The 1444-nt window shown below is 49.4% G+C and carries 1 protein-coding gene; it reads right to left on the minus strand.

Translation table 11 applies throughout. From position 1 onward, the window contains the following. Positions 1-276 precede the first annotated feature (276 nt). Entirely contained in the window at positions 277-1296 is a 1020-nt protein-coding gene (locus AAY47_RS19390; RefSeq protein ID WP_047771998.1) for an IS110 family transposase, read from the minus strand. Between the last annotated feature and the right edge of the window lie 148 nt (positions 1297-1444).

Genomic DNA, 1444 nt, shown 5'->3' on the forward strand with positions numbered 1-1444 from the left:
TTCTATATGAACGCATCCCGTTTGCAAGACAAAAACCACGCTGACATCGACGGTAGGTTGCAGCTCTATATCCGGCCTTATTGCAGCCAAAACTGCGGGCCTCGATGTAATCCGCTGGCTTGCTCCTCATTCTCCTGACGAGCTTTATGCTCAAGGAACTATTCAGGTTTAGCAAGTCACGGTCTTACCTGTCTTTGTCATCGTTACCTTTGCCTCAGCAATCTTTCTGCATTCATCCTTGTTGTGTTACAAGTTAAAGTTGACCAGTGAAGCGCCTTAGTAAGGCCTGACACTGACGTAATCTTTTTGGTAGTCCCGTTGATGGGCAACCAGTGCCCAAACGGTACGGGCCAGCTTATTAGCCATGCCTACTATCGCTACACAGGCTGGGCGTCGTTTTTTCAGTTCTGTCACCCACGGCGACGGGGTTTTCGTGAGTAAGGTGGCTGCTCTGGCACCGTGAATAAACAGGGTTCTCAGGTAGGTATCTCCCCGTTTACTGATCCCCAGTAATTTAATTCGGCCTCCTGTTCCCGTCTGTTTTGGCACCAAGCCCAGATAGGCCGAAAACTCTCTGCCCGACCGGAACGCGCTGGGATCACCCATGGTTGCGATAGCCGCTGTCGCAATCAGGACACCGATACCTGGAATTTTCATAATCCGCTGACAATCTGTATTCTGTTTTGCCCATGCAATAAGGTGTTTTTCCACCTGGTCGATTTGCTCATCAATTTCGTTCAAACGATGGTATTGCTCTTCAAGTAGATTGAGCAGAAACGGGGCCAGTCTTTCTCTGAGTCGCTCAAGTACTTCGGGCATCGCTTTATCCAGTGAGGCTCTGCCCTTATGCACCGTTTCACCAAATTCCAACAGCAAACCGTGCAGTGCATTGATTTGCGCGGTTCTGAATTTGAGCAATTGGTGGCGCATTCGGTGTAATGACAGAATCGCCTGTTGTTCTTCGTTTTTGACGGCGACCGATTTACCGGGTTGCTGAACCGCCAGCCAAATAGCCCGGGCATCCTGAACATCGTTTTTATTGCCCATTCGGAACGCCCTGACAAATTGCGCCCGAAGCAAACGGACTTCATGCCCAAGCTTCCTTAGCTCCCGTGCCCAATAATGCGCACCGCCACAGGCTTCCATGCCAATCAGGCAAGGCTCACGGTTACTAAAGAACGTTAAAAAGTCATTTCGCCTCAGTTGCTTATCAATGAGTTCACCGGTGTATTCATCAACAAAATGAATCTGCATCAAATGTTTTGCAATATCGACGCCAAAAGGAGTATGTTTCATGAGTGGATCCTCCAGTCATCAGGGAGCAACAGGCTCCCGCTTTTAGGCACTATAAGGCCGGAAATCTGTGAGGATCCACGCCTCATCTCTCAATTCCAGTGCGGTGCCAAAGGCCAAGTGGTTGGGATGCGTTCATTACATTCTCCTT

This window comes from Xenorhabdus griffiniae (assembly GCF_001028135.1).
In the GTDB taxonomy this organism is placed as follows: Bacteria; Pseudomonadota; Gammaproteobacteria; order Enterobacterales; family Enterobacteriaceae; genus Xenorhabdus; species Xenorhabdus bakwenae.